This window comes from Candidatus Desulfofervidus auxilii (genome assembly GCF_001577525.1).
GTDB classification, from domain to species: Bacteria; Desulfobacterota; Desulfofervidia; order Desulfofervidales; family Desulfofervidaceae; genus Desulfofervidus; species Desulfofervidus auxilii.
Window position 1 is genome coordinate 1,905,760 of the sequence record NZ_CP013015.1, and the last position, 25,357, is coordinate 1,931,116.

The 25,357-nt window shown below is 37.9% G+C and carries 23 protein-coding genes and 1 pseudogene; 14 read left to right on the top strand and 10 right to left on the bottom strand.

What is annotated here, in order from left to right; translation table 11 throughout:
* Nucleotides 1-5 precede the first annotated feature (5 nt).
* The 8 genes from HS1_RS09510 to HS1_RS13520 all read left to right on the top strand — a co-directional run bounded on the left by HS1_RS09510 (nucleotide 6) and on the right by HS1_RS13520 (nucleotide 6,163).
* Entirely contained in the window at nucleotides 6-815 is an 810-nt protein-coding gene (locus HS1_RS09510; protein WP_066064499.1) for a CpsD/CapB family tyrosine-protein kinase, read from the top strand.
* Nucleotides 815-1,936 (top strand): ExeA family protein, encoded by a 1,122-nt coding sequence (locus tag HS1_RS09515; protein ID WP_066064503.1) that lies wholly within the window; start codon nucleotides 815-817, stop codon nucleotides 1,934-1,936. The genes HS1_RS09510 and HS1_RS09515 overlap by 1 nt, the downstream gene beginning before the upstream one ends.
* A gap of 275 nt (nucleotides 1,937-2,211) precedes the next feature.
* Entirely contained in the window at nucleotides 2,212-2,853 is a 642-nt protein-coding gene (locus tag HS1_RS09520; protein WP_066064506.1) for a response regulator transcription factor, read from the top strand.
* Between the two features lie 116 nt (nucleotides 2,854-2,969).
* Nucleotides 2,970-3,293 carry a PilZ domain-containing protein gene (locus HS1_RS09525; protein WP_066064509.1) on the top strand — a complete coding sequence of 108 codons (324 nt, stop codon included), beginning with the start codon at nucleotides 2,970-2,972 and terminating at the stop codon, nucleotides 3,291-3,293.
* A 21-nt stretch (nucleotides 3,294-3,314) separates the two neighbouring features.
* Nucleotides 3,315-4,013 carry a PEP-CTERM sorting domain-containing protein gene (locus HS1_RS09530; RefSeq protein WP_066064512.1) on the top strand — a complete coding sequence of 233 codons (699 nt, stop codon included), beginning with the start codon at nucleotides 3,315-3,317 and terminating at the stop codon, nucleotides 4,011-4,013.
* Entirely contained in the window at nucleotides 3,997-4,431 is a 435-nt protein-coding gene (locus HS1_RS09535) for a hypothetical protein (RefSeq protein ID WP_066064515.1), read from the top strand. The genes HS1_RS09530 and HS1_RS09535 overlap by 17 nt, the downstream gene beginning before the upstream one ends.
* A 200-nt stretch (nucleotides 4,432-4,631) precedes the next feature.
* Nucleotides 4,632-5,372 carry a hypothetical protein gene (locus HS1_RS09540; protein WP_066064518.1) on the top strand — a complete coding sequence of 247 codons (741 nt, stop codon included), beginning with the start codon at nucleotides 4,632-4,634 and terminating at the stop codon, nucleotides 5,370-5,372.
* A gap of 194 nt (nucleotides 5,373-5,566) precedes the next feature.
* Nucleotides 5,567-6,163 (top strand): PEP-CTERM sorting domain-containing protein, encoded by a 597-nt coding sequence (locus tag HS1_RS13520; RefSeq protein ID WP_066064521.1) that lies wholly within the window; start codon nucleotides 5,567-5,569, stop codon nucleotides 6,161-6,163.
* A gap of 206 nt (nucleotides 6,164-6,369) precedes the next feature.
* Here the strand turns inward: HS1_RS13520 and HS1_RS09550 are convergent, their stop codons facing one another.
* From HS1_RS09550 to HS1_RS09595, 10 genes and pseudogenes are all read right to left on the bottom strand, one after another.
* Nucleotides 6,370-6,810 (bottom strand): F0F1 ATP synthase subunit epsilon, encoded by a 441-nt coding sequence (locus tag HS1_RS09550; RefSeq protein WP_066064526.1) that lies wholly within the window; start codon nucleotides 6,808-6,810, stop codon nucleotides 6,370-6,372.
* Nucleotides 6,811-6,829: 19 nt separating this feature from the next.
* Nucleotides 6,830-8,236, bottom strand: a complete 1,407-nt coding sequence (gene atpD, locus HS1_RS09555; RefSeq protein ID WP_066064529.1) for a F0F1 ATP synthase subunit beta — start codon at nucleotides 8,234-8,236, stop codon at nucleotides 6,830-6,832.
* 22 nt (nucleotides 8,237-8,258) lie between these two features.
* Nucleotides 8,259-9,137, bottom strand: coding sequence for an ATP synthase F1 subunit gamma (gene atpG / locus HS1_RS09560; RefSeq protein ID WP_066064532.1), 879 nt, complete (start codon nucleotides 9,135-9,137; stop codon nucleotides 8,259-8,261).
* A 17-nt stretch (nucleotides 9,138-9,154) separates the two neighbouring features.
* Nucleotides 9,155-10,678, bottom strand: coding sequence for a F0F1 ATP synthase subunit alpha (atpA, locus tag HS1_RS09565; protein WP_066064535.1), 1,524 nt, complete (start codon nucleotides 10,676-10,678; stop codon nucleotides 9,155-9,157).
* A gap of 2 nt (nucleotides 10,679-10,680) precedes the next feature.
* Nucleotides 10,681-11,232 (bottom strand): ATP synthase F1 subunit delta, encoded by a 552-nt coding sequence (gene atpH / locus HS1_RS09570; protein WP_066064538.1) that lies wholly within the window; start codon nucleotides 11,230-11,232, stop codon nucleotides 10,681-10,683.
* A gap of 2 nt (nucleotides 11,233-11,234) precedes the next feature.
* Complete coding sequence (locus tag HS1_RS09575) at nucleotides 11,235-11,888, bottom strand: F0F1 ATP synthase subunit B family protein (RefSeq protein ID WP_066064541.1); 654 nt, start codon at nucleotides 11,886-11,888, stop codon at nucleotides 11,235-11,237.
* Nucleotides 11,881-12,321 (bottom strand): ATP synthase F0 subunit B, encoded by a 441-nt coding sequence (locus HS1_RS09580; protein ID WP_066064544.1) that lies wholly within the window; start codon nucleotides 12,319-12,321, stop codon nucleotides 11,881-11,883. The genes HS1_RS09575 and HS1_RS09580 overlap by 8 nt, the downstream gene beginning before the upstream one ends.
* Before the next feature lie 290 nt (nucleotides 12,322-12,611).
* Nucleotides 12,612-13,910 (bottom strand): annotated as a pseudogene (locus HS1_RS09585) (PilC/PilY family type IV pilus protein); the annotation flags it as partial.
* A gap of 24 nt (nucleotides 13,911-13,934) precedes the next feature.
* Nucleotides 13,935-18,182: a pilus assembly protein PilY gene (locus HS1_RS09590; RefSeq protein ID WP_420886056.1), complete on the bottom strand. Its 4,248-nt coding sequence runs from the start codon at nucleotides 18,180-18,182 to the stop codon at nucleotides 13,935-13,937.
* A gap of 128 nt (nucleotides 18,183-18,310) precedes the next feature.
* Entirely contained in the window at nucleotides 18,311-18,619 is a 309-nt protein-coding gene (locus tag HS1_RS09595) for a hypothetical protein (RefSeq protein ID WP_066064554.1), read from the bottom strand.
* Nucleotides 18,620-18,724: 105 nt separating this feature from the next.
* Between HS1_RS09595 and kdsA the strand changes: the two genes are divergently transcribed.
* From kdsA to glmS, 6 genes are all read left to right on the top strand, one after another.
* Nucleotides 18,725-19,549, top strand: a complete 825-nt coding sequence (kdsA, locus tag HS1_RS09600; protein ID WP_066064557.1) for a 3-deoxy-8-phosphooctulonate synthase — start codon at nucleotides 18,725-18,727, stop codon at nucleotides 19,547-19,549.
* A gap of 1 nt (nucleotide 19,550) precedes the next feature.
* The gene (locus HS1_RS09605; RefSeq protein WP_066064560.1) at nucleotides 19,551-20,039 is read left to right on the top strand and encodes a KdsC family phosphatase; all 489 of its coding nucleotides are present in this window, start codon (nucleotides 19,551-19,553) and stop codon (nucleotides 20,037-20,039) included.
* A gap of 71 nt (nucleotides 20,040-20,110) precedes the next feature.
* The gene (locus tag HS1_RS09610; protein WP_066064563.1) at nucleotides 20,111-20,569 is read left to right on the top strand and encodes a flavin reductase family protein; all 459 of its coding nucleotides are present in this window, start codon (nucleotides 20,111-20,113) and stop codon (nucleotides 20,567-20,569) included.
* 11 nt (nucleotides 20,570-20,580) lie between these two features.
* Nucleotides 20,581-22,080 (top strand): threonine synthase, encoded by a 1,500-nt coding sequence (gene thrC / locus HS1_RS09615; protein WP_066064566.1) that lies wholly within the window; start codon nucleotides 20,581-20,583, stop codon nucleotides 22,078-22,080.
* 5 nt (nucleotides 22,081-22,085) lie between these two features.
* Complete coding sequence (gene glmU / locus HS1_RS09620; RefSeq protein WP_156469445.1) at nucleotides 22,086-23,441, top strand: bifunctional UDP-N-acetylglucosamine diphosphorylase/glucosamine-1-phosphate N-acetyltransferase GlmU; 1,356 nt, start codon at nucleotides 22,086-22,088, stop codon at nucleotides 23,439-23,441.
* Nucleotides 23,441-25,264, top strand: coding sequence for a glutamine--fructose-6-phosphate transaminase (isomerizing) (gene glmS, locus HS1_RS09625; protein ID WP_066064572.1), 1,824 nt, complete (start codon nucleotides 23,441-23,443; stop codon nucleotides 25,262-25,264). The genes glmU and glmS overlap by 1 nt, the downstream gene beginning before the upstream one ends.
* Nucleotides 25,265-25,357: the final 93 nt, after the last annotated feature.

A 25,357-nucleotide genomic window follows, 5' to 3' on the forward strand; every position in this document is an offset into this window, starting at 1 on the left:
GCAAAATGGGTAAAATTGAAGAGGCCTTAGAAAAGGCAAAAAAAATGCGAGAGAAAAAAGAAGAGACCCCTTCGCCAGAGATTCCTTTATCTCCAACATACGCTCAGACAAAAGTTATCCCCACCGACCTTTTAAATTTAGAAAAAAATAAGATTATTGCTGCTACTAAATCTAAAGAAGCTTATGAATATTACCGCTTCTTGAAGACACAAATATTACATCGCATGGAAAAAAATGGATGGAACTGCCTTCTTATTACTAGTGCTTTACCAGGTGAGGGGAAGACATTAACCGCCATCAATCTAAGTATCACCTTGGCCAGAGAAATCACCAAAACTGTCCTCCTAATGGAAGCAGATTTAAGGAATCCCTCTATAGCTGAACTTCTGCAAATTTCTGTTCAAAAAGGATTGGCTAATTACTTGATAGAAAAAGATTGTCCCCTTTCTGAATGTTTAATCAATCCTGGTTTTGAACGGTTGGTCATTTTACCTGCAGGTAAGATTGTTGGAGATGCCACAGAAATAATGGGCTCTCCCAAAATGCAAAGCTTGCTTCAGGAGGTAAAAAATCGTTATAAAGACCGTTATATCTTAATTGACTCTCCACCTCTTCTGACATTTGCTGATGCCCTAACCTTATCCCCGTATGTAGATGCAGTCTTATTAGTAGTAGAAGTCTACAAAACTACCATTGAACAAGTAAAGAGAGTCTTGGAGCTACTGGAAGAAAAACCTTTGCTGGGGATAGTATTGAACAAGGCACCTATACCAGAAAAACCAGGATATTACTCTTCTTATTATTATTCAGAATAATGTACCTTAATTTTTACGGACTAAAAGAAAAGCCCTTTCAGCTTCTTCCTGACCCTAGTTATTTCTTTTTGAGTTCCAAGCATAAAACCGCCCTTAATTATCTAGAATATGGAATTTTAAATAATGTAGGCTTTATTGTTATTACTGGAGAAATCGGTTCAGGAAAAACCACCTTGATTAAGAAGTTCCTCAGCCAGTTAGAGAAAAAAATCATTACTGCTGTTATTTCTAATACCAATGTGGAATCAAAGGAATTTTTACAAATGCTTTTACAAGAATTAGGTATTGAATATAGTAAAGAAGAAACCAAGGCTGATTTGCTGAACCATTTGCACCATTTCTTAATTGAAAAATATGCCTCTAGACAGCAAGTGGTGCTTATTGTAGATGAGGCCCAAAATCTACCATCTGCTGTCCTTGAAGAAATCAGGATGATTTCAAACTTACAGACAGAAAAAGAATTTCTTATTCAGATAATATTAGTAGGACAACCTCCCTTGAGAGAAAAATTATTACATCCCTCTTTAGAGCAATTTTTACAACGGGTGAGTCTAAGTTATCACTTATTCCCCCTGAATGAACAAGAAACCAAGGATTACATAAAACATAGACTTAAATTGGCAGGGGCAAGATATCCTATCTTTTCTGAGGAGGCATTAAAAGCTGTATTCAAACACAGCCAAGGTGTCCCTCGTATAATTAATACCCTGTGTGAGGCGGCTTTAGTGTATGGATTTGCAGATGAAAGGCGGGAGATTGGAGCTGAAATTATAGAAACCATCATTGAAGAATTGTATCCTTACAGGTTAAAACAACCAGAGGAAAAACAACCATCTTTATGGACAACTGAAAGTCCTACAACGGTTATGAAAGAATCTGATGGCCCTTCATTACATGATATGGAAAAACGCTTAACTAATTTAGAAAATACTGTTTATAACCTTCAACGAAAAGAAATTTTTTTATTGTATAAAATTATCTCACTCCTGGAAATGATAAGAACAGAAAGACAGGAAAGCGATTTTCCAATTGATTTACAAAAAATACATAATCAAATTCAGAAAATTTATCAATTAGAAAAGGAAGTAGCGGAGATAAAAAAGGCAATTAAAAAGGAATAAAATGTCTTAATATGGAAACTTTAACATGGCCACCTTTTAGGTGAAGCTATGTTTTTAAAAATTTGCTTTATTTTACTACATTTGCCTGCCTGACGGCAGGCAGGTGGGTTTCTTTTAAAGTTATTACGGATTTAGGGCATATTTTATAGTTGACATATAGTCATTATTTTATTATTAGTATGCCATTGAAATAGAGGAATAATAGGTTTTAGTTTGTCAATTGGAACTGCTAGAGGAAGGATTACTAGCTATGTAAAGGATTGGTTATAGTATAGATGATTAAGGTTTTAGTTGTCAGCGATAATCAAATATTTAGAGAATTGTTATATGAATATCTGTCTTCATTAGAAGAAATATCGGTAATAGGGAAAATTAGTCTTGATGAAATAGAACACCATTCCTACTTGCTTTCTTCGGATATAGTTCTTTTTTTAGAGAAATGTGATTCTATGACCATTAAAAGAGACATTTTGGCTCTAAAAAAGAATTTTCCCAAGGCAAAAATTATCTTTCTTTCTCTTAGAGATATCCGGGGAGATATGGAATTAAATGTAATAAAAATGGGAGCCAAAGGATTTTTGTGTGCCAAGGATTCTCTAAAAACCTTGATTCAAGCCATAAAATCATGCTATAATGGGGAAATATGGGCCACCAGAAGGTCCACTAATATTATTATTGATAACTTACAGGGGAAGATAATCACGAGAAAAAAAGACGAAGTAGACATTTTAACCCCTCAAGAAAAGAAAGTCTTAATTCTATTGGCCTCTGGTTTTAAAAATGCAGAGATTGCCCAAAAACTTTTTATCAGTGAAAAAACGGTAAAAACTCACATAAATAAAATATTTAAAAAGATTAAGGTTACTAACAGGTTACAGGCGGCCTTGTGGGCCTCCAAAAATCTCAGTCGAACATAGGACTAAAGTTTTATATTCCCTAAAAAATACACCCCTTAAAATACAACCCAAAATACATCTTTTTTGTGATGGAAATTGTGTTAAAATTGTTATAATTTAATTTTTAAATTAATCTAATGAAACAAGAGAGAAGGTCATTTGAAAGATTTGATTTAGAGCTGCCAGTGGATATAAAATGGAAGGACCACTCTGGCAAAATGCGAGAAAATAGCAGTATCAGTGAAAATATCAGTGGCGGAGGTATTTATATCATCCTTAATAATCTCATAGAAAAAGACGCTGAGATTGAACTTTGCTTTGACCTTCCTATTATTTCTGAAGAGGCTAAGAAGACCCGAGTGGTTGCTAAAGGAAAGGTGGTTAGAAGGGTAGAAAATAGGCCAGGTTTTGGACACGGGATAAAGTTTATAAGTTATAAATTCGTAAGGATAGAAAACTAAAATATTTCAAAAGGAGAAAAAATGAAAAATTTTATGGCTATCTTAATGGCCATGCTTTTCCTTCTGGGAATGATAGTAGAAGCACAGGCTGCTCTCATTACCGCCGAAGATATTAAAAATGGAGGTATCAGTGGTTTGTTCACCTCTAGTGCTTTAGGAGGAAGTTTTGCCTTAAAGGCAATGCGTGGTAGTGGCGATGCTTATTATAAACAAGATGTGGTGGGTATCGAGAGTGGTGAGGTAAGTGGTGAGATTGATCTTGATGGCGAGAGTATCACTATTACATTTACTAAACCCTTTATTTTAAGCGACCTGGAGCTCGGTTTATTATTTAAGTCAGGCAATCGTAGTGATACGGTAAATGAAAAGGCCAAAATTGTGGCAGATGGAATAGCTTATTATTTTGAAGTTACAGACAGCACAACCGCTAATTGGACTGGTTCAGGTAGTGTAAATAACTTATCCCCTGGGCTAAATGGCTATAATGGTCTTTGGCAGATTTCTAATCCATTTGGGGACACTCCAGTTAGCAAACTTGAATTTTATGCAGTTCAACAAGGTTCAGGTGGTCATGCTGATTCTGATTTTGGCATCTATCAAGTGCAAGGAGCGGTGGTTCCTATTCCTTCAACTATCTTGCTCCTTGGTTCAGGATTAATTGGAGCTTTTGGCTTAAGAAAAATAAAAAAGGAGTGGAAGAGAAATGAAAAGACTTCTTAGTGTATTGGTTGGGGTATTTTTTCTTCTAGGAAGTGCGGTATTGGCAGAGGCCTATCCCATAACGGCACAGGATATTTCTAATGGAGGTACTAGTGGCCTGTTCAGTTCCAGTGTTTTAGGGGAAAATCTTGCCTTAAAGGCAATGCCTGGTAGTACTACTGGTGAACCTTATGATGGCAAGAATGGCTATAATGGACTGGGACATATTTTTTCTGATCTCTTTAGCAATACTGCTGTTAAAACACTTGAATTTTATGCAGTTCAACAGGGTTCAGGTGGCTCTAATTCTGACTCTCACTTCAGCATCAACTGTAATGTCCAAGTCGCTCCGGTTCCCATTCCTCCAACTATTCTCCTTCTTGGCTCTGGTTTACTGGGTTTTGGCCTACTTAGCAGAAGAAAAAAGGTAAATACTTAATCAAGCAAACCTATATATCAAAGGCAGGGCTACTAAGTAGCCCTGCTTTATTATTTGGCATATACAACTATAGTATTATATTTTTAAAAAATAAGACTCTTGAAATACAACTAGAAATAAGCCCTTTGGAGAATTTACAATGGTTAGGAGAATTTGTATAGTGTATGAAGGATTTATCTCTAAGTTAAAGGAGGGTAAAGATGAAGAAGTTTTTCTTGATGCTACTGGCAGTGAGTACATTTATTTGGAGTGGTAGTGTTTTGGCCTATACTATTGATGATACTGTTAACGTCGGAAAGGGCACCACATTAGGTAGTGAATCAAGTGCTAGTGAATGGCTTGACTATATAGGAGACCACTTTGACACTGAAGGTATAGATGTGAACATGACAGGGAGTAATATAATTATTACCATGTACACTAATTTTGATGGTTTATACACTTATAGTGGAGATAACTTCTACGCAGCAGACCTGGGGCTTGATTTAAACCTGGATGGGACATATGAGTATGGAGTTGTTTTAACGCATGGTACAGGAGGAGACCAAGATTATTCAGCAGCACTTTACAAAGATGGGACATGGAACTCGTCTTATGATGTCTTGGAAGGTAAAACTATAAATGATCTCTACTATGGTGAATTTTATCCTGAACCTTCAAGTAGCCGTGAGGCATGGGTAAAGATGGAAGGCGGCAGTTATAAGGGAGATGTTAATATAAATATAACCTCATCAGGTAGCCTATATGCGTGGACATTAGAGATAGATAAGACCCTCTTTGGCTCAGATTTAGGCGATAAGATGGGTATTTTTTGGGCTACTGGTACCTGTGCCAATGATGTGGTTGAGGGTGTGGTTCCCATTCCTCCAACCATTCTCCTCCTTGGCTCTGGTTTACTGGGTTTTGGCTTACTTAGCAGAAGGAAAAAGGGAAATACTTAATCAAGCAAACCTATATATCAAAGGCAAGGGTCCCTTAGGAGCCCTGCCTTGTTTATTTAGCATATCCAACTAAGGTATTATATTTCTTCCAAAATAAGACTTTTGAAATACAACTAAAAATAAGTCCTTTGGAGAATTTACAATGGTTAGAGAAACTCATACAATATATTAAAATATGAAAAGGAGGTGAAAACATGCATTATATGAAAAACTTGGGGATGTTTTTTTGCACTATAATTTTAGTCTTTATGCTTGGAGGAGTAACTGAAGCCGCAACTTATACTTTTCAACCAACTCCAGCAGATCTCTATGATTTAGATCACTATTGCTATTATACATGGGGTATTGATTGGGATATACCAGCAGGCGAAATCATTGTTTCTGCTTCATTATTTTTTGACGATATCCGTAATTGGAATAAAAAATCCAACGACCTATGGGTGCATCTTTTGGATTCGGCAAATACAGGTGTTACTGAATATGGAGATGGCGAAGGCGGGGGTGATAACTTTAGTGGCCAAGGTATTCTATTGCACCATTGGCAAGACCTTCCAGCATCTGCACAAGATATCACTTATGATTTTGATCCATTTGAAATTGCTACTTTGAATACTTACGTTACAGACGGGAATTTTGGCCTTGGGTTTGACCCTGATTGCCATTACTATAACAATGGGATTACCTTAAACATAGAAACAGCTCCAGTCCCCATCCCTACCACTATTCTTCTGCTGGGGTCTGGTTTGTTAGGTTTTGGGTTGTTGAGTAGAAGGAAAAGGGTAAATACTTAATCAAGCAAACCTATATATCAAAGGCAGGGCTCCTTAGGAGCCCTGCTTTATTATCTCTTCTAGAAAGTTTCTTTATCATTCTAAAACCTGACTTTTTAAGCTAAATATTTAGGAAAAATAAATCACTTAGAAATTCGTTTTATTAATAAAAAAGCGCCCCGAGAGGGGCGCTTTTAAAAACATCTATAAAACTAACTTTTTTTCTACTACTCTTTAATCTCTGCTGGTGGGATTGACTCTACCAGCCCTGCATATCTGGCTACTTTTAACCTCATCATTGCCCGTCTTAAGGCCGCTTCTGCCCTAGCCACATCTATATTCTCTTTCTTTGCTAGTCTTTTTAGGGCCCTTTCTCTAGCCTTCATTACCCTCTTAACATTTATTTCACGTGCCAGTTCAGCCGCTTCAGCCAGAATACTCACTTTATTTTCAAAGACTTCACAAATACCTCCTGCAATAGCCATATAATCTATTTTCCCATTTTTTTTATATCGCCCTGGACCAATTTCTAGCAAACAAACCATAGGGGCGTGTCCAGGCAGAATCCCAAACTCACCTTCTACGGCAGTAGCCACTACCATGTCTACCTCTTCCCTCAAGACCAAACGGTCCGGAGTAATAACTTCTAAAAGGATTTTCCCTGCCATAATTACTTCCTCTTTATTTTTAAGCTGCTGCCAATTTCTTTGCTTTTTCTACCGCTTCCTCAATTCCCCCTACCATATAAAAGGCCTGTTCTGGTAAATCATCATGCTTTCCTTCAATGATTTCTTTAAAACCTCTTATGGTATCCTTTAGCTTCACATAAGCACCTGGACGCCCGGTAAACTGTTCAGCTACATGGAAGGGCTGAGAGAGAAATCTTTGAATCCTTCTAGCCCGAGCCACGGTAACTTTATCTTCCTCTGAAAGCTCTTCCATGCCTAAAATAGCAATAATGTCTTGTAATTCCTTGTATTTCTGTAAAATTCTCTGAACCTCACGGGAAACACCATAATGTTCTGTACCTAAAATGTTTGGGTCTAAAATTTTAGAAGTAGAATCAAGGGGGTCAACTGCAGGATAAATACCTAACTCAGCAATTGGCCTTGAAAGAACAACTGTTCCATCTAAATGGGAAAATGTAGTAGCCGGTCCTGGGTCAGTCAAATCATCGGCTGGCACATATACACATTGGACTGAAGTAATCGAACCCTTTTTTGTAGTGGTAATTCGCTCTTCCAGTCTACCCATATCCTCACCTAGAGTAGGCTGATAACCCACCGCCGAAGGCATCCTACCTAACAAGGCAGAAACCTCGGAGTTTGCTTGAATAAACCGATAAATATTGTCGATAAAGATCAAAACATCCTGTCCTTGGTCACGGAAATACTCGCATACGGTCATGGCTGTATGAGCTACCCTTGCTCTAGCACCAGGTGGCTCTGTCATTTGTCCATAAATCAAAGCTGCTTTTTCTATAACTCCTGATTCTTTTACTTCCAGATAAAGGTCATTGCCTTCACGTGTCCGCTCTCCAACACCAGCAAAGACAGAAAGACCACCATGCTCTAAAGCAATATTATGCATCATCTCTAGCATAACTACTGTTTTACCCACTCCCGCTCCTCCAAACATGGCCATTTTACCACCACGGGGGAAAGGAACTAATAAGTCAACTACTTTTAACCCGGTTTCTAAAAGTTTTACAGTAGTCTCTTGCTCTACTAATGCGGGGGCCTCTTTATGAATAGGATAGTATTCTTTGGCCTGGATAGGACCTTTACCGTCCACTGGTTTTCCAACCACATTGATTACTCGGCCCAAAACTTCCTTCCCTACCGGACACAGGATAGGGTTACCTGTATCCTTAACCTCCATGCCTCGCATTAGACCATCTGTAATATCCATAGCCACAGTGCGGACTACATTATCACCTAAGTGCTGAAATACTTCTAAAACTAAATTGTCTTCTGTATCGTCAATAGCTGGGTTGGTAACTGTCAAGGCATTGTGTAAAGCTGGCACCTCACCTTCTTTAAATCTCACATCTACTACATTCCCAATAACTTGCACAATTTTACCAACATTCATATCTTTAACCTCCTTTATATTTTTATCCTTTTAAGGCCTCTGCACCACCAACAATATCCATCAATTCTCTGGTGATATTTGCCTGTCTCAATTTATTAAAAACTAGGGTTAATTCCCTTACCATCTCTTTACAATTGCTGGTGGCATTATCCATAGCCCTCATTCGGGATGCATGCTCAGAGACTTCATTTTCAAGGAAATAACTATATAACCGCACATTGATGCTCTTAGGTAAAATCTGTTTCAAAATTTCCTGTGCCTTTGGTTCATAAATATATTCTACTTCAGAGGTCTCTTCACTAACACCTTCTGCACCAAGAGGAAGGAGTATTTCTACTGTGGGCACCTGCCTTACCATACTCAAAAATTGGGTATAAATTATAGCAACTTCATCTGCTTCTTCAGAGAGAAAAGAAGATACCAATTCTTGCGCAAAACGACTTACAAATGTATAATCTATTTTTCCTACTATGTCTTGATAGGTATTTTTTATTAGCTCTGAATAATACCTTTTAAAATAAGATACACCACGACGGCCTATAATGGTCAAAAAAATGTTCTTCCCTTCTCCCTTGGTAGCTCCAATAAATTTTTCTGCTCTATTAATTAAATTGGCATTAAATGCCCCACAAAGGCCTCTATCTGCGGTAAGTAATACCAAATGAATACTCTTCACCTCTTCCCGTCTCTGCAAAAGAGGAAATTGAGCAGGACTAACTCCGCTAACAGAGGAAAGCCTCCCTATTACCTCTTTATATTTATCTGCATAAACCCGGAAACCTTCCATCTTTGCCTGTGCACTCCGCAACTTCGCTGCTGCTACCATATTCATGGCACGGGTAATTTGTTCTGTCTTTTTAACTGCTTCTATTTTCCTTTTTATATCTCTTAAGGCTGGCATTTATTAGTCACCCTCCATTAGGACAAACCTTTTTTGGTCTTAAATTCAGCATTAAATTCGGTCAGAGCCTTGGCCATCAACTCATCTGTTGCTTTATCTATCTCATTTTTCTCCTTTATACTGCTAAAAATCTGCGGATATTTAGACTCAATAAATGGATATAACTCCTCTTCGTATTCTCTGAGGACTTCTACAGGGAATTCGTCCAAGAATCCCCTTACACCTGCATAGATAATGGTCACCTGTTTCTCCAAGGGTAATGGTTGATATTGAGGTTGCTTCAAAATTTCAACCAATCTTGCTCCTCTTTCCAGTTGTTTCTGAGTAGCCTTGTCTAATTCCGAGCCAAAGGCGGCAAATGCTGCTAATTCTCTATATTGAGCCAAGTCTAGCCTTAAACTACCTGCTACTTGTTTCATGGCCTTCACCTGGGCGGCACCACCCACACGGGAAACAGAAAGACCAACATTGATGGCAGGACGAACACCTGCAAAGAAAAGACCTGGTTCTAAATATACCTGACCATCAGTGATAGAAATAACATTGGTAGGAATATAAGCGGAAACGTCTCCTTGTTGGGTTTCAATAATCGGCAATGCAGTTAAAGAACCACCACCTAATTCTTCATTCAATTTGGCTGCCCTTTCTAATAGACGGGAATGATTATAGAAAATATCTCCTGGATAAGCTTCACGACCTGGTGGTCTTCTTAAAAGTAAAGAGACTTGACGGTAAGCCCAAGCTTGTTTAGTCAGATCATCATAAAGAATTAGGGCATGTCTCTTGGTATCTCTAAAATATTCTCCAATGGCACAACCAGAATAAGGGGCAATGTATTGCAATGTAGCCGGGTCACTGGCGGTAGCAGAGACTACCGTAGTATACTCCATGGCTCCATACCTCTGCAAGGTATCCACAATAGTTGCTACTGTGGATCTCTTTTGGCCGCAAGCTACATAGATGCAATAGACATCGGTTTCCTTCTGGGCTAAAATAGCATCAATACATATAGCTGTTTTGCCAATCTGACGGTCACCAATAATTAACTCCCGCTGTCCTCGTCCAATAGGAGTCATAGCATCTATGGCCTTAAGCCCGGTATAACAAGGCTCTTTTACTGGCTGTCTCTCAATAACCCCTGGGGCTTTAAACTCAATTCGCCGGAATTCCTTGGCTTCAATAGGACCTTTCCCATCCAAGGGTCTTCCCACGGGATCAATCACACGCCCAATAACTGCATCTCCTACTGGAATCTGAGCAATCCTACCGGTGCGTTTTACAATATCCCCTTCCTTAATATGGATGTCTTCACCCATAATAGCAATACCCACATTATCTTCCTCAAGATTCAGAGCAAGACCATAAATTTCTCCAGGAAACTCTATTAGCTCCAAGGCCTCACATTTCTCCAAACCATAAACACGGGCAATTCCATCACCTACAGAAAGCACCACTCCAGTCTCGCTGACATCAATCTCCTTTTCAAACCCTTTAATTTGTTGCTTAATAATTTCGCTGATTTCTTCTGCTCTAATTTGCATCTTTATACCTCACCTCTTTTTAAATTTTCCTTTAAAATATTTAATTGTCTCCTTATACTTCCATCATAAACCATGTCCCCTATTTTGGTAACAACACCACCAATAAGCTGGGGGTCTTCCTTTATTTCTAACACTACTTCTTTCTTACCTGTTACTTCTTTTAGTCTTGCCTTAATTGCTTCCAAAATATCGTCTGTAAGAGAAACAGCTGATATAAGTTCCGCCCTACAAATACCCTTATATTCATCTAGTAAAGTGGCATAATAATTAAAAATATCCTTAAGATAAAGCAATCTCTTTTTATCAAAAAGCAGAGTTAAAAATCTTTTCATTATTTCTGATAAATTTGCTTTTTCTAGAATAGTTTCTAATACCTGTTTACGCAAGCTCTTTTCAAATAGGGGTGTAATTAAATAAGACTTTAAATCCTTATTTGCTTCTAAAAAATCAGTGATTTCTTTTAATTCCTTTCCATACTCTTCTACTTTATTATCTTCTAACCCTACCTTGAAAAGAGCCGTTGCATACCGACGGGCAATTCCTATTCCTATCAACTTTATCCTCCCATCTTTGCTAAATATTCTTCAACAATCTTTTTTTGGTCTTCTGTTTTAAAATTCTCTTTTATAATGTCTTCAGCCATCTTGGTAGCCATTTCTGCAATTTCAGCCCTAAGTTCTTCTTTAGCCATCTTGGCCTCTTGCACTGCTGCGCGTTTTGCTCCCTCTTTAATTTGCTCTGCCATCTTATTGGCTTCTTCAATAATTCTTTTTTTCTCAGCCTCTCCAGCAACAATAAATTCTTTAATAATCTTTTCTTTTTCTTTATCTAATTGAGCTAACTTTGCTTCATATTCCAGAAATTTTTGGCGAGTAAGTCGCTTTTCCTTTTCTAGGTCTTCTAAAGTTGTTTTTATCTGTTCTTCCTTTTGATTTAAGGCATTACGCACAGGCTTGGCAGTAAGTTTATAGATAATGGCCGCAAAGATGAAAAAATTGAGGGCACGCCACAGAAGGTCAAAAAATTGATGCCTAGTATAATGATGAGCTTCGTGTCCTTCATGAGTTACTTCATGTTCTGCAGCCTCATGAGCAACTGGTCCATGATGTTCTTCAGTAGCCATAACATAACACATTCCCATCACTAAGCTAATACCACACACTAACACCAAAATAAAAAAGACTCGTGCCACCTTATGATTTCTATCCATGGCTAAGTGGCCTCCCCAAGATTTTTTCTGCAATATCTGAAGCAAACACCTTTATCTCCTCTTTCAATTTTTCACGTGTTTCTTGCATTTCTTTAGCAATACCAGCCTTCACTTTAGTTAATTCCTCCTCAACTTCACTATGGACCTTTGCTAAAAGACTCCTTTCTTCCTCAGTAGCTGCTTTTCTTAATGCCTCTTTTTTAGCCAATCCTTCCTTTTTAGCCTCTTCTATGGCTAACTGAAATTGCTTTAACCTATCCTCTGCTTCAGTCTGAAGCTTACCAATTTCATCTTGGTCTGACTGTATCTTCCTTTCCCTTTTTTTGATGGCCTCCCGAATAGGCTTAAAGAGAAGCATGTTTAAGATAAAAATCAATAAGAGAAAATTAACCAACTGGATTAAAAGAGCCTTGTCAATAGTTATACTAATCACCCTCTTACCCCTCCATTTAGATTAACATTGTCCTTTTACAACATTTTGAAACATTTGTCAAAGGTTTTTTTAAATTTTTTGTCAAGTTAAATATTGACTAAATAATATATGTCTAAAACGCAAATGTCAATAAGTAAATATTTATTTTTTGTAAAAATCTTTTTCAGGCTTTATTGCCATTTAGGTCTGTGTTTGCAAAGAGTTATCATACCCTTAATAAACTGGTAGCCATGAATCTAAAGAAAAAAGACTTCTAATAAAGGCCCATTCTTTTAAGAATGAGCCTTTAACTATTCTTCAATCCAGAATTGGGCTTTATTAGGCATAAAAATTCCTTTTTGTGTTACCTCTACTACCTGACCGGTAGAAAGCTGGATATAAGTTACAAGTTTGTCGCCTACTTGTTTAGTAACAATGCTCTCACCAATAGCTGGCGCTCCTTTACCGATACCCACACTTTTTTGAATTTCGTTATTTTTAAATCCTGTAGCAAGCAAGATAGCCGGTTCTTTGTAAGCTATACCTGCCTTATAATAGAGGGAAAATAGGCTACTATCTCCACCAAAACCACAAATATCACAATTTGGTGTAAAGGTAGTAAACATAGCTAGTTGACCTACTACACCTGGTTTAGAAATACAACGTTCTGCCGGACTACCGGTATGAAGTTCTATCTTCCAGCCATCAAAATCATTAGCAATATGTTTTGCACAATCATCCCAGTCACTATAAGCACCACAGCCACTTACACTAACACTATTAAGGTCTACTTCTGTTACTACCTTGTCACCACAATTGCAACCACCACTACCGTCCTTAGCTGGAGTCTTACAACTTCCATCTGTATTATATTCACAACACTCCACCTCTCCGCCTTCACACATGCAGATATAATCAACTGGCGTTGCCATTACCTGCACATTGGTAGCATCAAAGATATTTGTTACCGCAGTATTACATGTATAAGTTTTGTTAATAGGATTCCAACAAGTATCTTTCATGCCATAGAGATATTGCTGGCTTTCATCTGTCTTATCTGTTTCCCCAAAATATTTCCCTGTGCCAAAGAAGCACCATAAGTTACCTGCTTCATCAAAAGTCAGTTCAGGCGAAGCAGTTATAGGGGCACCTGCATTATAAAGAGTAGTAATACTCCAATTGTTTGGACCTTTCTCATCTGTCAAAATCCTCAGCATATCGCCTATAACATTACTTCCCTGCCTTTTCACAGTGCCACAATAAATGGCATCTACTGTATAATCATGGTCAGGGTCTACGGCAATGCAATCGCCTATATAGGTGTGATTACCTACCGATAACTTCTTTATTAAGGTACCAGTCTTTAAATCAATTACATAAATGTAACCTCTACTTGAAGGTGTATCTCCTTCATAATCTCTTGGGCCAGAGCCTAAAACCACATACCAGTTTCCATTTAGACCATCATCTTGTCTTGGACCTCCTGCATCTGGATTACCAATCCTTACAATAGCAGGATAGGAAGTAGTAAACCCCAAATCATTATCAGTAAATTCCCAGAGTAAATCAGGATTTTCTGGGTCAGTAATATCTAGGGCAAAGATAGAGGATAGACCTACCCTCTTCCCATGAAGTCAGGGGGCACCACTAGGTGGATTAGGACTGCCTCCAAATCTCATTTCACCAATTAGGATAGTAGCCCAATTTTTGGTTATGGTATTCCCATCAGAGGTGGTAACTGAAATGGGCACACTATGACTTGTTTGGATACTGGCATCAAAAAGCATTGCCCTCTGGTCCACATAATAGATGTGGCAATCATCATATTTTAGATTAGCCAGATATTTCAAATAAGGCAGGGCATTCATGGGAATATATGCCCAGAGTTCTTTAGCTATATCATCGCCTTCCAGTTTAGCCTCTAAATCAGGATTTTTTTTGCACAAATACCCTTCATCACAATCTTTATCAGTTTCGCATGTATTATTAGTATAACTATTTGAACCTGGGTCATAGCAAAATTTATCTCTTAATTTTCCTAAATAAAAACAATGTAACATACCATCATTTGCCCCCACAAAGAGATAATCATCACGTTTAATGGTAGGTGAAGGAGTGCCTTGATGAGGGTCATATACCTTTTGTTCTATAAATCCTGGGTAGCTCTCATTACTTGAAGAATAAGTTTTATCCTGATAACGAATATGATAAAGATTTAATGGAAAATGAGATAAAATTCTAGGAGTAGAATAAACAATATCACCTAGTTTCCAAATATGGGTTTCCCCGTTCAGGGTCAACTCCCTGCTCCTATGTCCGGTTTCATTACATGTCCCTGCATCGCTGTCTAAACATATATCGGTATCTATTCCTCTTATGTAATTGATAATATTTGCTGCATCATTGTCATCATAAGCCCTTAAATAGTCTTTTAAGGTAGAAGCATTGGCTGTGGTAAAACCACCACTTAAAAAAGATGAACCATCTGTTGAGGTATAAATGGTTCTATCGTCTAAATCCCTTTCCCACAATTTTTTACCCACATCCCAGACAGTCTTTACATCAGCTAATGTCTTTGTTTCGGCTGGGAAGCAAGGAGAGGTTACTTTGCCTGTATCATCTGAGTTATATAGATGAATTTTTGTTTTATCCCCTTCTAGGAAATATTTCATCACTTTATCCTGATCTAAAATCAATTTTTTGTCCTCTGTGGTATTTTCTCTAATCTGTCCCCATGCATCTATCCAAAAACCCTTTAAGTGCCCTAACCAAGAGAGTTCTTCATTGGTTTCCTCATTTGTGAATGCAGGTAAGAAATAGGCCTGGCAGAAGATACCACTACCCCTAGTAGAGGTGGAAAGCATGGAAACTGCAGTACCAGAAGAGGCACGCTTGAGAATATCGGCAAACACCTTAGAAAGCTTCTCTTCTAATTTTAAGGGATTGGCCACAAAAAAATAGGTATCTGGTTTCCCATCTCCATCTTTGTCCCATTCATTAGATAAGTCAGGCTTATTATTATTGTTTATATCTTCAAAACCACCCCATTTTGCCGCATACCAAAGAGGGTTTTTTAAAAGGGTAGCTGCTGAAGAACCAGAAATAGTAAATGTCTTTTCCCAAGTTAAAGGCATACTAGCAACTACTAAAGGTGTATCGCCATCTCCAGGTGGAGGAGCGGTATCACTGTCTTTTACTGGCAAATAAAGCCCATCTTCACTGGTTCCAGAAATGACAAATCCCAAAACCTGGTCTATGCATCCAGCAGCATAGTCTGAACTCAAGGTAATTTTGACTTGATTAGCAGGCAAGGCAGGATCACAAGCATCTCCCACACAATACTCATATTTTACAACGCTATCCATATCATGGTCTGCTCCTTGCTCAACATCTTCAAAATTTATTCTAAACTTTCCATGAGTAGGTGTAATCTCTGTCACATAAAAATCTACAATCTGATTAGAAGGACAGTAAGCATTAGGAGAACAATTGCTGATAGTTAAACCTCTATTAGCATCGTATGTCAAGATGCATTTTTGTGCGCAGTAATTATATACATTAAGGCATCCGCTAACAGATTTACCCACAGGAACCAGAGTAACGGTATGCTCGCCCACTTGAATCTTTATTTCAGGCACAGGAGAAGAAAGGGCTACACTATAGGTAGTTACATTTTCTGCCTTTGTGGGGTCAGCAAAATTATTTTTAAATTCCGTATGTCCATAATAAGCAAGGGCCGCTGAATAATAACTACCTTGTTTGGTAGGTTCTTCAGGACATAAGCCTCTAACCTTACCCAGGTCTGAGACATTTTTAGAAGAACAAATAAAATCGTATACACCATTACTTTCTCCTATAAAATAATTTGCGTTTGAAATACCTTCCTCATCCCCTATGGTTTTGGCTAAATCAGATACATCTAAATCAGAAAGGTCACCTGAATAACTTTCAAAAGAACTTCCAGGCACAGTATCAGAATCATAACTGGGATTGATATCACTGATAATTACTATGGAAGGCTTAGAACACCAGGGAAACAATTCAGGAGGCTGAAGGGTATTTCCACCCTTTCTAATACCCCAATCAGGCTTAGGGAGGAGTAATCCTGTATCATTAGAACCACTATAAGTAAATTCTGATGTAGGACTTTCCTTACCTGCAAAATACCTCAAAGTTTCATAAATCATTTCTGCAATGGGATTGCCCCACATGCGGCACTCGCCTTCATTTAGGGGATGGGTAGTAATCCATCCACAGGTATAGCTTCCTTGATAGCTATAATCGGAATATCTAAATCCTACTGTTTTTAACCTATCTAGAGTGAGTATAATGTTACCTTCGGTATTTTCCGAACTTTGGAATATGCCTGTCTGGGAATTTATCTCATCTGAAATAGACCATATATTTTTTCTTAGCACCCCACCACTTAAATTTTTGGTGTAAGAGCCGGTTATCAATCCAAAATAAAGTTTGGCTTTATCTACACAAAATCCTTCACCAGTTCCGCAATCACTGTCTGTATTGCAAGATTTATAACTTACAGAACACACTTTTGTTCCATCCCCTTCTCCAAATTTTTGTAAAAGTCCAATAGGTTTATAATTTCCATTGGGATACTGTTTACAGTTGGTTTCAACACCCACAGATGAATCACAAACCTTTACTCTAACATAGTATTCACCATCTGGTGTGCCCAAACTGTTGTCACAAACAGGCCTTTCTTTTGTTGCCCATTCCCATATCCTATTAGATTTATTCAGTAAAACCCTTATCCTGTGAGGAGCACCTTCGCTGGTAGAAGTTACACAAAAAAGGTGTCTTTCACACTCAACTGTTCCCCCTCCACTTGCGGGTTCACCAGTAACAATAAAATCCCTGGTTTTTAGCCTACATGCATCATCTATATTAGGTGCACGAATATTTAAAGTGCTACTTCCAAATTTTGTCCAAGCTGTATCACCTGGTTTTTTATACCACACAATTACACCATCATCTCCATGGTTTTCGCGCAATCTTACTATAATTCTATGCCATCCGGTGGAAAGATAGATATTTCCACTATGACTATTCTGGCAACTTTGACAAACAGTGCATCCACAACTTGAACATCCACAAAACCAATGACCTCCATAATAGTTTGCCACCACTATACCATCAATCTCTACTTCTGAGCCATCGTCAGAATCAATGGCAAATTGCCAAGTGCCGGCGGAAGTTACTTCAAATTCAGCCACAAGCAGATAATTCCCTGTTTCAATTCTGTTTCTGTTTGTGTAATTATTAGTAGTATCCATCTCAGTTATGTATGAATGACTTGAATAATGACACAAGGAGTAGGAATTTAATAACTCTTCATGGTTATTTCCATATACTCCGCTTTGGTCATCATCATATATCACAAATAATATCTCACCTGTTTTATCCCAGCTTACAGGTGTGGTGGGAATGGTGCATGAACCTGAAGGTGGATCAAAAGGAGTGAGCAGCCTAGTATCATCACCAAAATACTCCTTTCCCCAGCTATGAGCATCCTGAGGGATATAGCCACCTTCTAAAACTGTCTCTGATGAAGAATCCGTGCTTCTATATCCTCCATAAAGCACCTTTCTTAAAACATCCATCCTAGACATAGAAAGCCAGTTCAAAAAATTTCCGCTCCATTCATCTTCTCCACCACAATATTTATTAGATGTGGTTCTGGTAGGAACAAATTTAGCAGCGGCTCCAGAACCTGTATATTTGTAACATTTATAAGGGTCAAAATATCCATAATAGTCTATGGAGTGTTTGTAGCCCACATCAAGCAGTCCATCTTCATCCAAATCTGAGGCATCATTATAGGCCTCATAATAGAGTTTATGGTCTCTTCCCATAAGAAGCATTACCAGAGGTGGACCTTGAGCTGAGATAAAAGGAGGCACAGCACAATAATTATCCATGGTTCGAGTGAAGGCCAATCTTCCTCCTATTAATGATATAAAACTTATAAGGAAAATAAATAACATTTTTTTCATCTTTTATACCTCTCTATTAAAATTTCAGTAACCAGATTGCCTATAACCTTTACAGTGACCCAATCTCCGATTTTAATATCTCTTAAAGATGCAGGATTTTCAAAAAACGCCCCATTTACTTTTTTGTGAATGGCCACTCTGCAATCTTGAGTAATATAAAAATCTTTTCCCGAAACATTTATATAGCCTTTAGAAATAGCATTCACTTTGCCATTAAAATAATAATGGCCGTGTGTAAATCCTGTATGTGTCAGAAAAAACAGCATAATTCCTATAAAGGTCAAACACAACCACCTTTTTCTCATATTCTCCTCCTGTATTCCTTCTTTTATTTAATTACTATATTTATCGTGAAAAAATCGTGAATAAATTGTGTTGATTTCTCACAACGAGAATGCTAAATTCAAGATATGTCTAGGATAGTAAAGATAGGAAACGTTGAAATTGGTGGAAAATCTCCTCTGGTCTTAATTTCTGGACCATGTGTGATTGAAGGGGAAGAAATCACTTATCAAACCGCCCTTTTTTTGAAGGAATTGACACAACGGCTCAATATTCCCTTTATTTTTAAAAGTTCTTATGATAAGGCTAATCGCACTTCTAAAGACTCTTATAGAGGCCCTGGGTTAAAGGAAGGCCTGCGGATTTTAAAATCTATAAAAGAAGCATTAAAAATACCTGTAATTTCTGATGTACATTGCGTTCAAGAAGTAGAACTAGCGGCACAGGTGCTAGACATAATTCAAATTCCGGCCTTTTTATGTCGGCAAACGGATTTGATATATGCGGTGGCTGATACAGGATTACCTGTAAATGTTAAAAAAGGGCAATTTCTTGCTCCTTGGGATGTGGAATATATCATTGAAAAAATTACTTCTCGGGGTAATGAGAATATTTTAGTTACTGAAAGGGGCAGTTGTTTTGGATACAATAATTTAGTAGTAGATTTCCGTTCTCTGGTGATTATGCGGCAATTTGGTTATCCCGTAGTTTTTGATGCCACCCATAGTGTCCAACTGCCTGGTGGTAAAGGAAGGACTTCTGGAGGGCAAAGGGAATTTGTTCCCTATTTGGCAAGAGCGGCAGTAGCCATTGGCATAGATGCCCTGTTTATGGAGGTTCATAAAGTGCCTGAGGAAGCATTATGTGATGGCCCTAATGCCTGGCCATTAGAGAAGTTAGAAGAATTATTGCGAATTATCTTAAATATAGAAAAGGTTATAAGGGATGTATAACATGGATCATAAAACTCTATTAAAACGTTTAACACATATTAAAGTGCTTTTAACTGATGTAGATGGGGTATGGACAGATGGTAGCTTAATTTATGGGAAAGGAGGCGAAGAAATAAAAAGCTTTCATGTTCATGATGGATTGGGGATAAAAATGCTTTTAGAAAAAGGTATAGACATAATAGTGGTTTCTGCTCGGTATTCAGAAGCCGTTCAGAAAAGGTGTTTGGAATTGGGAGTTAAAAACATATATCAGGGAATTCAAAATAAAACAGAAATCTTGGATAAATTGATGAGAAAATATACCCCTGAAGAAATTGCTTATGTGGGAGATGATTTGCCTGATTTGGCTATTTTCCCTAAGGTAGGGGTGGCATTTGCAGTGTCCAATGCAGTAAAGGCGGTGAAAGAAAAAGCCGATTATGTCACAGTTATACCAGGAGGGAAAGGGGCTTTACGAGAAATTGCTGATTTAATCTTAAGTGTGCGGTAATAAAGCCTAACCAATTGCCTTTTATGGCTAAATATGGTAATGTGGATTAAAATTAGAAAGGGAGAAATATTATGCAAGAATTAATTAATAAGACAATTATTCACGGAGTATATATAGTTACTACCAAGTCAGGGGAACGTAAGAATGGAATGACCGCTGCTTGGGTATCACAGGTTTCTTTTAAACCCCCCTTAATTATGGCTGCCATTGCTCCAGCGCGTTATACCCATGGCTTGATCAAGTCTTCTGGTTATTTTGCTGTGAATACACTTGCTCAAGACCAGAAGGAATTGGCTAAACACTTTGGTTTCCGTTCAGGAAGGAAGGTGGATAAATTTGCCCAAATTCCTCATACTGAAACCGGCCATGGTTCTCCTATTTTAAAAGATGCCATAGCTTATATAGAATGTAAGTTAACCAACACCTTTGAGGCAGGTGACCATACTCTATTTATTGGGGAGGTAATTGAAGGTGAGGTTTTAAGACCTGATAAAAGGCCTCTTTTATTTGTTTGGGAGGAATTCTTTTAATCTTTAAAAGCATGAATTTGCATAATTTTCCTTCAGAAATAAGGCCGTTTTTATTGCCTAAGCCTCAAGGTAATTTGGTTTATCAATGCCTTGAGTGTGGAACAGAGTATCCTATTGAAGAGTTTCTTTATACCTGCCCCAAGTGTCAAAATATCTTTATGTTACCTGATAAGGAGTTTGAGCGTTTAAAAGAGATAGATGGGAAAATTTGGCGTCAAATTTTTAATTATCGTAAGATGCTCAATATACCTGCCTTAAAAGGCATTTTTTTGTTTCATGAATTTATTGCCCCTATTATTCCCTTAGAAGATATCGTTTATCTGGGAGAAGGACACACCTCTATTGTAAAGGCAAACCAATATCTCCAGGAACTAGTAGGTTGCCGTTTTTACTTTAAAAACGATGGACAAAACCCCAGTGCTTCTTTTAAAGATAGGGGTATGGCCTGTGCCCTAAGTTATGTGAATTATTTGATACATACTAAAGGATTAAAAGAAGTCTTGGCCATTTGTGCCTCTACTGGAGATACCTCAGCCTCAGCAGCCCTTTATGCCTCCTATTTGCGGGGTAAGGTAAAATCGGCTGTGTTGTTACCTCAAGGTAAGGTTACTGCTCAACAGATGGCCCAACCACTAGGACATGGGGCCTATGTATTTGAAATTCCAGGTGTATTTGATGATTGTATGAAGGTGGTAGAAACATTGGCAGACAACTATCATGTGGTTCTTCTCAATTCCAAAAATCCCTGGCGTATCAAAGGACAGCAATCTTATTCTTATGAAATTGCCCAGTGGTTTGATTATGACCTGAAAAACAAGGTAATAATAGTGCCCATTGGAAATGCTGGTAATATAACTGCTATCATCAATGGTTTTCTCAATTTTTATAAGGTGGGCATTATAGAAACATTACCCAAAATTATTGGTGTCCAATCAATTCATGCCAATCCTGTTTATCGTTATTATCTTGAACCTGATCCTAAAAAGAGGGTTTGGCAACCAGTAAAGGTCAAACCCAGTTGTGCCCAAGCGGCCATGATTGGTAATCCTGTTTCTATGCCACGAGTAATAAGTTCAGTAGAAGAATACAACAAATTGGCAGGTAAAAAACAGGTATTTGTGGTTGAAGTTACAGAACAAGCTATCATGGACTGGATGCTTATTGCTAACAGAAATGGTCATTTTGCCTGCACTCAAGGAGGAGAATCCCTGGCAGGTCTGGTGCAGGCACTAAAAGAAGGTATAGTAAATTCAGAAGAAGAGGTTATATTAGACTCCACCGCTCACATGCTCAAGTTTATTAGCTTTCAACAGATGTATTTTGAAGACAAATTTCCCCCTGAATATGAAGTGAGCCCCAGAGAAGAACTAAAAAATACCCCTCAATTAGTAAGACCAAGTGATATCACTTACTTTCCTGATGAGAAAATTTTAGGGCCAGAAGAATTTAAAGAATTTATTACCAAAACAGCAAGGACTATTGCTGATTGGCTCAACTTAAAGAAAAAATAAAATTTATGTTAGAGTTTGTCCCCCTGGTATTGGCAGCAGGTAAAGGCACTAGAATGAAATCAGCATTTCCTAAGGTGTTACATTCCCTTTTAGGTAAACCTATGGTCATCTATGTTTTAAATGCCTTAAGGGCAGCCAAGATTTCTCCTAAAATAGGAGTTATCATCGGATACAAGGCCCAAGAAGTCCAGGCAGCGATTGCAGCGCCAGATATAGATTTTATTTTACAACCTCAACCCATGGGCACAGGGCACGCAATAATGTGTGCACAGCCATTTTGGGAAAAGGCAGAAAATGTGTTGGTATTAAACGGAGACTTACCTTTGATTCAAACAGAGATAATTATAGATTTAATAAACTTGCACCAAGAAAAGAAATCAGATGTAACTTTTATCACTGCCCTAATAAAAGGCGAAACCCAATATGGAGTAGTCATTAGAAACAAAGCAAAGAAAGTTAAAGGAATAGTGGAGGTTGCAGAAAGAAAGAAAGTCTACCATCAATGTGAAATTAACGCAGGTATATATTGTTTTAAGACCAAATTTTTAGAAGAATTTTTGCCTTTGTTAAAACCCAGTGTGAAAAAAGGAGAGTATTATATTACTGACCTTATCAATCTGGGCGTTTCCTACCATAAAAACATATCTACTAAAACAGTTGATTTAGAACAGGTTCAGGGAGTAAATAATAGGTGGGAATTGGCTCTGTGTGCAAGGATTCTGCAACATAGGATTTTGGAAAAACTCATGCGGGATGGAGTTACCATTATAGCTCCAGAAAATACCTATATTGAGCCAGATGTAGACATAGGCAGTGATACTGTGATAGAGTCAGGAGTCCACCTTAAGGGGCAAACAAAGATTGGTAAAAATTGTTTTATTGGCACTGGAACGGTAATAGACAATAGTATGATTGCCGATGAGGTAATAATAAAACCCTATTGTGTGATTACCGAAAGTCAGATAGAAACCAAGGCTACTATTGGTCCTTTTGCTCACCTCAGACCATTATCCCATATTAGTTCTGGAGCAAGAATTGGGAATTTTGTAGAGGTTAAAAAGAGTTATGTAGGTGCTGGAAGTAAGGCTTCACACCTCACTTATTTAGGTGATACTCAAGTGGGGGCAGAAGTCAATATTGGAGCAGGGACTATTACTTGCAATTACGATGGCAAAAGGAAACATAAAACTACTATTGAAGATAGGGCCTTTATTGGTAGTAACACCGCTCTGGTAGCTCCAGTAAAGATAGGGAAAAATGCTTTAATTGGGGCAGGCTCCGTAATTACCGAAGATGTTCCAGCGGATACTTTAGCCATTGCCAGAGGTAAACAAGTGCATAAACCCAGAAGAAAGAAATAATGTGTGGAATTGTCGGTTATATTGGCCAAAGAAATTGTTCTACTCTTTTATTAAATGCCTTAAGAGGTCTGGAATACAGAGGATATGATTCAGCAGGGATAGCCATTATTCAAAATGGTCAAATATTTTGTCATCGGGTTCAAGGAAAACTGGTTGTTTTAGAAGAATTGTTAAAAAGAGAGCCTTTAACTGGCAGTATTGGCATTGGGCATACCCGCTGGGCCACCCATGGTATCCCCTCTGAGGCAAATGCCCACCCTCATGTAGTAGATAATATTGCCCTAGTCCATAATGGAATTATTGAAAATTACTCTCTCTTAAAAAACAAATTACAAAAAAAGGGGGCAAAATTCCTCTCTCAAACAGACACCGAGGTAATTGCCCATTTAGTGGCCTTTTCTTTAAAAGAAACCAATGATTTTGTTAAGGCAGTGTATAAGGCTATTTCCCAATTAAAAGGAAGTTTTGCTTTAGCTATGTTATGCACAAAGGAGCCAGATAAACTAATTGGAGTTAGATGTGAAAGTCCATTGATTGTTGGATTGGCTGAGAATGAAAATGTTTTGGCTTCTGATGTCCCTGCTATTTTGCCATATACCAAAAAGGTTATTTTTTTAAATGATGGTGAAATAGCTATCTTATATAAGGATAAGGTAGAAATAAGAGATTTTCAAGGAAATCAGCTTCCTTTTCATATCAAAGAACTACCTTGGTCTCCGGTAATGGCCGAGAAGGGTGGGTATAAACATTTCATGCAAAAGGAGATTTTTGAACAACCTAGAGCAATTACAGATACTGTCAGAGGACACATTGATTTGGATAGAGATAAACTGGTATTTGAAGAATTCCCATTGACAAAAAAGGCCTTTAAAAAAATAGAAAAAATATGGATAGTTGCTTGTGGTACTTCCTACCATGCGAGTTTAGTAGGAAAATATATGATAGAAAAAATGGCCTTGGTTCCAGTAGAAGTGGATTTAGCTTCAGAGTTTCGTTATCGTGAGCCACTTATTAATCAAAAAATGCTGTTGGTAGTGATTTCTCAATCAGGTGAAACCGCAGATACATTAGCTGCTCTGAGGGAAGGTAAAAAAAGAGGAGCCAAGACTTTAGGTATTTGTAATGTCTTGGGCTCCACTTTGCCTAGGGAATGCGATTATGTGATTTATACTCATGCTGGGCCAGAAATTGGTGTGGCTTCAACTAAGGCATTTACCACCCAGTTAGCTATACTTTATCTGCTTAGTTTGTATTTTGCTAAACTCAATGGAAAGTTGACCGAAATCAGAACATTTTTAGAAGACATGCTTAGGCTTCCACATCAAATAGAAATTATTTTAAAGGGAGCAGAGGTTGTTGAAAAATTAGCCCCCCAATATGGTAATGCCCATAATTTTTTATACCTGGGTCGAGGAATTTATTACCCTATTGCTATGGAAGGGGCATTAAAATTGAAAGAAATTTCTTACATTCATGCTGAAGCTTATGCAGCCGGAGAAATGAAGCATGGCCCTATTGCTCTAATAGACGAAAATATGCCAGTAGTAGCCTTAGTGCCAAAGGGAGAAACCTATCCTAAAATGCTTAGCAACATAGAAGAAGTGATTTGTCGCCAAGGGAAACTCATTGCCTTGACAGAAAAGAATTGTAAAGAGATAGGAGAAAAGGCAAATGAAGTAATTTATATCCCCAGTTCAAACCCATTTTTAAAAACCATTTTGTTTACTATCCCTCTTCAACTCTTTGCTTATTATATGGCTGTATTTAAGGGAACAGATGTTGACCAACCCAGAAACCTAGCCAAAAGCGTGACCGTAGAGTAAATTTAAATAGTTTTTATTTTAAAGAATTTGCTAGAGGAAAAGGTGATGTCTTATAATTTCTGTAAAAAGGGTGGCCATGTTAAAGTTTCCATA

Excerpts from the sequence above, each read along its gene's own strand:
- atpD (WP_066064529.1), bottom strand. The coding sequence starts at position 8,236 with ATGAATGTTGGTAAAATTGTGCAAGTTATTGGGAATGTAGTAGATGTG.
- HS1_RS09510 (WP_066064499.1), top strand. The coding sequence starts at position 6 with ATGGGTAAAATTGAAGAGGCCTTAGAAAAGGCAAAAAAAATGCGAGAG.
- HS1_RS09520 (WP_066064506.1), top strand. The coding sequence starts at position 2,212 with ATGATTAAGGTTTTAGTTGTCAGCGATAATCAAATATTTAGAGAATTG.
- HS1_RS09525 (WP_066064509.1), top strand. The coding sequence starts at position 2,970 with ATGAAACAAGAGAGAAGGTCATTTGAAAGATTTGATTTAGAGCTGCCA.
- HS1_RS13520 (WP_066064521.1), top strand. The coding sequence starts at position 5,567 with ATGCATTATATGAAAAACTTGGGGATGTTTTTTTGCACTATAATTTTA.
- atpG (WP_066064532.1), bottom strand. The coding sequence starts at position 9,137 with ATGCCAGCCTTAAGAGATATAAAAAGGAAAATAGAAGCAGTTAAAAAG.
- HS1_RS09575 (WP_066064541.1), bottom strand. The coding sequence starts at position 11,888 with ATGGATAGAAATCATAAGGTGGCACGAGTCTTTTTTATTTTGGTGTTA.
- HS1_RS09540 (WP_066064518.1), top strand. The coding sequence starts at position 4,632 with ATGAAGAAGTTTTTCTTGATGCTACTGGCAGTGAGTACATTTATTTGG.
- atpA (WP_066064535.1), bottom strand. The coding sequence starts at position 10,678 with ATGCAAATTAGAGCAGAAGAAATCAGCGAAATTATTAAGCAACAAATT.
- HS1_RS09515 (WP_066064503.1), top strand. The coding sequence starts at position 815 with ATGTACCTTAATTTTTACGGACTAAAAGAAAAGCCCTTTCAGCTTCTT.
- thrC (WP_066064566.1), top strand. The coding sequence starts at position 20,581 with ATGAATTTGCATAATTTTCCTTCAGAAATAAGGCCGTTTTTATTGCCT.
- HS1_RS09610 (WP_066064563.1), top strand. The coding sequence starts at position 20,111 with ATGCAAGAATTAATTAATAAGACAATTATTCACGGAGTATATATAGTT.
- kdsA (WP_066064557.1), top strand. The coding sequence starts at position 18,725 with ATGTCTAGGATAGTAAAGATAGGAAACGTTGAAATTGGTGGAAAATCT.
- glmU (WP_156469445.1), top strand. The coding sequence starts at position 22,086 with ATGTTAGAGTTTGTCCCCCTGGTATTGGCAGCAGGTAAAGGCACTAGA.
- HS1_RS09605 (WP_066064560.1), top strand. The coding sequence starts at position 19,551 with ATGGATCATAAAACTCTATTAAAACGTTTAACACATATTAAAGTGCTT.
- glmS (WP_066064572.1), top strand. The coding sequence starts at position 23,441 with ATGTGTGGAATTGTCGGTTATATTGGCCAAAGAAATTGTTCTACTCTT.
- HS1_RS09590 (WP_420886056.1), bottom strand. The coding sequence starts at position 18,182 with ATGCTTCTTATGGGAAGAGACCATAAACTCTATTATGAGGCCTATAAT.
- HS1_RS09535 (WP_066064515.1), top strand. The coding sequence starts at position 3,997 with ATGAAAAGACTTCTTAGTGTATTGGTTGGGGTATTTTTTCTTCTAGGA.
- HS1_RS09550 (WP_066064526.1), bottom strand. The coding sequence starts at position 6,810 with ATGGCAGGGAAAATCCTTTTAGAAGTTATTACTCCGGACCGTTTGGTC.
- HS1_RS09530 (WP_066064512.1), top strand. The coding sequence starts at position 3,315 with ATGAAAAATTTTATGGCTATCTTAATGGCCATGCTTTTCCTTCTGGGA.
- HS1_RS09595 (WP_066064554.1), bottom strand. The coding sequence starts at position 18,619 with ATGAGAAAAAGGTGGTTGTGTTTGACCTTTATAGGAATTATGCTGTTT.